Consider the following 5155-nt stretch of genomic DNA (forward strand, 5'->3'; position numbering starts at 1 on the left):
TGGGTTGGCGTGGGCGTGGTCGGCGCGGGGTGCCGCCACGGTGTGAGTGGGGTGGGGCCGGGGGCGCGGCCGGGCCACCCCCCCCCCCCCCCCCCCCCCGCCGCTCGTTCGCACGACAGTGACGACAAGTACGACGGTGCTGACCAGGAGGAGGGCTGCCAGATGGCCCGTAGGAAGATCGGGAAGAGGGCGCGGCTGGGCCTGCTCGTCGGGGTGGTCGGCGCGGTGGTGGTCGCCGGGGCCACGGCCCTCGGGGTGACGGCCTGGGGCGAACCGGAGGAACGGGCGGTGACCATGGACGAGGCGTCCCGGCTGGCGCTGTCCCGGCTGACGCTGTACCAGGCCAGCCCGGCGGCGGTGGCGCTCACCGCGGCGGAGGGCGGCGGCGTGCAGATCCGGGTGGAGGGGGTGGTGGACTACCGCACCCGCCGGGGGGTGGGCCGCTACCAGGTCTCCGGGGCCTCGGGCCAGCTCGACCACGGCCTGATCATCTGGGACGGCGACGGCCTCGGGCTGGCCCCGGAGCCGGCCGGCTCCGGCCCCGCCTGGGAGCAGGCCGAGCACGTCCCCCGCTCCGGCTGGTCGCCGCGCTCCTACACGGCGGACCCGCTGGACGCCGGGCTCGGCCTGCTGGTCCGCCTCGGCGCCGACCGGCCGGACAACCCGCTGCTGCTCGCCCAGTCCGGGGCGCGCCTGCTCGGCCGGGACCGCATCGACGGCCGCGACTACGACCGCTTCTCCGGCCCGCGCGCCCAGGGCGCCGCCCCGGACGGCGGGCCGTCGCCGCTCACCTACTGGGTCGACGGCGACGGCTCGCTGCGCCGGGTCACCATGCGGATGCCCGGCCTGGGCACCCCGACGACCGTCGACCTCACCGGGCGGCAGGACGGCGTGCGGATGCCGGAGGCGCCGTGGGCCGCGGGGTGAGGCCCCGGGGCCGTTAGGGCCGCCGGGGCTGCGGCTCACCGGGGCCCGGGCTCACCGGGGTTGCGGCACGGCGGCGGCGTCCGTGGGCAGGGCGTAGCGGTCCGGGTCGACGGGCCCCGGCAGGTCCGTCGCCGGCCGGCCCGGCGCCGACGGGTCGGGCAGGGAGGGCTGCGCGGCCGGGGCCTGCACCTGGTGGAACGGCACGCCGGGCGGCGCCATGACGGTGGCGGGCCGCCCGCCGGGGAGCGGGCTGCGGCCCTGCGCCCCGCACGCCGCCTGGCCCTCCAACTGGTCCGGGCTCTGGGTGTCGGGCGTGTTGCCGGTGAAGCAGTTGCCGGGGTCGGTGGAGGCCAGTACGAGGTCGACGCCGTTGCCCGTGGCGCGGTTGCCCTCGACGCGGTTGCCGCTCGCCGGGTGTCCGGGCGGGTCGGTGACGATGATCCCGGCGGCGCGGTTCCCCTGGACGAGGTTGCGCAGCACCTGGTTCGCGGTGCCGCCGCCGATCCCGAGGCCGATGCCGAAGCCGCCGTCCGCCTGCTCCGGGGTGTCGGCGGCGTTGTTGTCGGTGATCACGTTTCCGGCGATCACCGCGCCGTGCTGCGGGGCGAGGGACTCCAGGTCGTTGGAGTTCACCGTCACGCCGACCCGGTTGCCGACCACCCGGTTGCCGAGGATGCTGAGCCCGTCGGAGGCGTTGGTCAGCTCGATGCCGACCGCGTTGCGCTCCACGGTGTTGCCGTGCACGAGGGTGTCGCAGGGCTTGCACTGGCCGACGTAGATCCCGGAGTCGGCCTGCCCGGAGGCGTAGGAGTCCTCGATCACGCCGCCGCGCGCGTCGAAGGCGTAGATGCCGTACAGGCCGTTGTCGTAGGCCGTCACCCGGGAGGCCCGGAAGCCCTGGACGGGCGGGAAGCGGTTGGTGTCCAGCGGGTCGTACGCGGAGCCGCCGGCGCCGTGCCGTTGCAGGTGCTCGTCGGTGACGCCGGTGAACAGGACGCCGTTGGCGAGGTAGCCGTGCACGGTGAGGTTCTCCACCACCGAGCCGGCGCCGGTGACGGTGATGCCGTTGACGAGGCGCACCCCGCCGTTGAGGACGACGGTGTTGCGGTCCGTCCCGCGCAGGACGATGCGCGGCTTGGTGATCCGGACGCTCTCCGGGTACACGCCCGGGTGGACCAGCACGGTTTCGCCCTCGCGCGCGACGTCCACGGCCTGCTGCACGGTGGGGAAGTCCTCCGGGACCTGGATGACCGTACCGGCCGGATGGCGGGCCTCGTCGGAGGAGGAGCCCGATGCCGCGCAGCCGGCCAGCGCCAGGGTGGTGGCGAGCAGCGCCGCGGACAGCCGTCGCAGGGATCTCGGGGCACGTGCAGGTGAGGGCCGCTGAGTGGGGTGACGCATCATCAGGATTTGCATGAGAGGTGTTCTATCGTCTCCAATGTCGCCCATGCATGCCGAAACCGGAAAAGTGCGGAAACAGACGGAAGCCGCCGGACCCGGTGTCGAGCGGAGGGCGCTGCTCGCGGCCGGAGCGGTGCTCGCCGCCGGACTCGGCGCCGGCGTCCAGGCGTTGGCGCACGGCGGCCACGACGGCTCCGCGCAGCAGCACCCGGCGGCCCCGCCGCCCGACCCGGCGCCCCTCTTCCACGGCCCCCGCCAGGCCGGCGTGACCACACCTCCGCAACCCGCCACCCAGCTGCTGGCCTTCGACCTCGCACCCGCGACCACCGCCGGCGGCCGGGACGCCCTGCGCGGCCTGCTCGCGGACCTCACCCGGCTGCTGGCCGCCGCGACCGCCGGGACGTCGCCGGACCTGCGGCTCCAGGGCGCCGAACCGGCCCGGCTCACCAGCCTGGTGGGCGTCGGCCCCGACCTCGCCGCCCGGCTCGGCCTGAACGTCCCGACCGCGCTCGCCGACCTGCCGGCCTTCGCCGGCGACCGCCTCGACCCGGCGCGCGGCGGCGGCGACGTCCTCCTCCAACTCTGCGGCGCCGACCGCTGGACGCTGACCGTCGTCGCCGAACTCGCCGCCACCGCCGCCCGCGCCGCCGGGGCCACGCCCCGCTGGACCCAGTCCGGCTTCCTGCCCGCCACCGCCCCGGGAAGCACCGCCCGCAACCTGTTCGGCTTCAAGGACGGCACCGCCAACCCCGACGAGCCGACCGCCCGGCAGTGGGTCTGGGGCCCGGCGGGTGCGCACGAGAACGGCACCGTCCTGGTCTACCGGCGGATCCGGATGGACGTCGCCGCCTTCGCGGCCCTCCCCGCGGACCGGCGCGACCTGGCCATCGGCCGCCGCGCGGGCGACGGCGCCCCGCTCACCGGCAGCGCCGAACACGACGAACCGGACGTCTACGCCAAGAACCCGGACGGCTCCTACGTCATCCCCGCCACCGCCCACGTCCGGCTCAGCAGCCCCCGCCTCGACGGCGGCGCGCGCATGCTCCGCCGCGGCTACAGCTACGACGACGGCCCGGACGACCGCGGCCTGCTCTTCTGCGCCTTCATGCGCGACCCCGCCCAGTTCACCCGCGTCCAGACCCGCCTCGCCACCCGCGACGCCCTCAACCCGTTCGTCCAGCACCAGGCCTCCGCCGTCGCCTACGTCCTGCCCGGCGCCCCCGAGGGCGCCACGCTGGGCGAGCAGCTCTGGGGTTGAGGACGGTTCGCCCGCGACGGCCCGGGGGTCGACGCGGGCTGCTCGCTGCGGGCGGCCCCGCGCCCCCGGCTACCAGGTGACCGGCAGCTGGGCGGGGCTGCGGGTGGTGGTGCCGAGTTGCCAGGTGAGCCGGTCGACGGGGGTGGTGAGGCGCAGGCCCGGGAGGGCGGTGGCGAGGCGGCGGAGGGATTCGCGCATTTCCAGGCGCATCCGCCAGGCGCCGAGGCAGTAGTGGGGGCCGGCGCTGAAGGCGAGGGTCGGGGCGGGCAGGGGGTGGTCGAGGCCGGCGTCGAGGCCGTCGGGGAAGACGGCGGCGTCGCGGTTGGCACTGCCGAGGCTGACGGCGAGGACGGCGCCGGCGGGGATGTGGACGCCGCCGAGGTCGACCGGTTCGGTGGCGCGCCGGGTGGTGGCCTCGTCGTCGCCGAGCGGGATGAAGTGCAGGAGGCGTTCGGTGACGCGTTCGGTGGTGTCGGGATCGGCGAGGCGGGGCCAGTCCTCGGGGCGTTCGCCGAGCAGGTAGACGAGGGCGTTGCCGAGGGCGCCGGTGACGCTCTCGTTGCCGCTGGCGGTGAGCCCGCAGACCAGGTAGACGAGTGATTCCTCGGGGACGCCGCCGTCCTGGTCGGCGGCCTGGACGAGGCGGCTGACCAGGTCCTCGCTGGGGTGGTGGCGCCGGCGGGCGATCAACTCGCCGGTGTAGGCGGCGTATTCGGCGAGCGCCTCGGCCGGGTCCAGGGCGCCGTCGGCCGCGTCGCCGCCGTCGTCCGGGGTGCCGTCGGCGAGGATCGCCCTGGTCCAGCGGCGGAGCCGTTGCTCGTCGAGGTGGTCCGGGCCGTCGCCGTCGAGCCCCATCAGGCGGCTGGTGACGGCGAAGGGCACCGGCCGGGTGAAGGCGGTGACCAGGTCGGCGGGGGTGCCGCCGGCCGCGAGGGCGTCGACGGCCTGCTGGACGCCCTCCGCGACCCAGGGCTGCCAGTCGGCGATGGCGCGTGCGGTGAAGGCCCGTTGGACGGTGCTGCGCAGCCGGCGGTGTTCCGGCCCGTCCTGGTTGAACATCGAAGCCGGGTTGCTGGAGACGTCGGCGCCGCCGCCGGGGGTGCCGACGGTGGCCAGGTCGCCGCGGGTGAAGCGGGGGTCGGTGAGGGTCTGGCGGACGTCGTGGTAGCGGGTGACCAGCCAGGCGGGGGTGCCGTCGGGGAGGGTGGTGGGGTGGGGCGGCTGGGCGGGGGTGACGGGGAGTCGGTGCAACGGGGGGAGGGCGGGTGCGGCGGTGGACATGGGTCCCTTCGGGGTCGGCGGTCCGGCGCGGGATGAGAATCCAACTGTCGTATTTACGTAGATCGTTGGATTCCGCTGCTGCTTGTCCCGTTGGTCCCGATGGTAGCGATTTCAACTCCTCCGGTCAGGGTTTCACCGGGGCCTGTCCGGCGCGCATCCCGCCGGGCGCATCCCGCCGGGCATACCCCCACCCCGTAAGTCGATAGCCCCCCACCGGCCTGCCCGGGGGGGGGGTCGGGGGGGGGGGCCCAGGCGAGGCGGCCCACCCCGGCGTTACCCGGCGCCGGG

4 protein-coding genes are annotated in these 5155 nt (G+C 76.0%); 2 read left to right on the forward strand and 2 right to left on the reverse strand.

Annotation, left to right across the window (positions count from 1 at the left end; genetic code table 11):
- The first annotated feature begins 162 nt into the window (after positions 1-162).
- On the forward strand, positions 163-927 hold the full coding sequence (locus ACFV61_RS29930; RefSeq protein WP_063346597.1) for a hypothetical protein: 765 nt from the start codon (positions 163-165) through the stop codon (positions 925-927).
- Positions 928-978: 51 nt separating this feature from the next.
- On the opposite strand, the gene ACFV61_RS29935 is transcribed toward ACFV61_RS29930, so the two are convergent.
- Positions 979-2343: a nitrous oxide reductase family maturation protein NosD gene (locus ACFV61_RS29935; RefSeq protein ID WP_380494997.1), complete on the reverse strand. Its 1365-nt coding sequence runs from the start codon at positions 2341-2343 to the stop codon at positions 979-981.
- A gap of 52 nt (positions 2344-2395) precedes the next feature.
- On the opposite strand from ACFV61_RS29935, the gene ACFV61_RS29940 reads away from it, so the two are divergent.
- Positions 2396-3586, forward strand: a complete 1191-nt coding sequence (locus ACFV61_RS29940) for a Dyp-type peroxidase (RefSeq protein WP_380494999.1) — start codon at positions 2396-2398, stop codon at positions 3584-3586.
- Between the two features lie 69 nt (positions 3587-3655).
- Here the strand turns inward: ACFV61_RS29940 and ACFV61_RS29945 are convergent, their stop codons facing one another.
- Entirely contained in the window at positions 3656-4867 is a 1212-nt protein-coding gene (locus ACFV61_RS29945; RefSeq protein ID WP_380495002.1) for a cytochrome P450, read from the reverse strand.
- Positions 4868-5155: the final 288 nt, after the last annotated feature.

Source organism: Kitasatospora sp. NPDC059817, from assembly GCF_042731835.1.
Lineage (GTDB): Bacteria > Actinomycetota > Actinomycetes > Streptomycetales > Streptomycetaceae > Kitasatospora.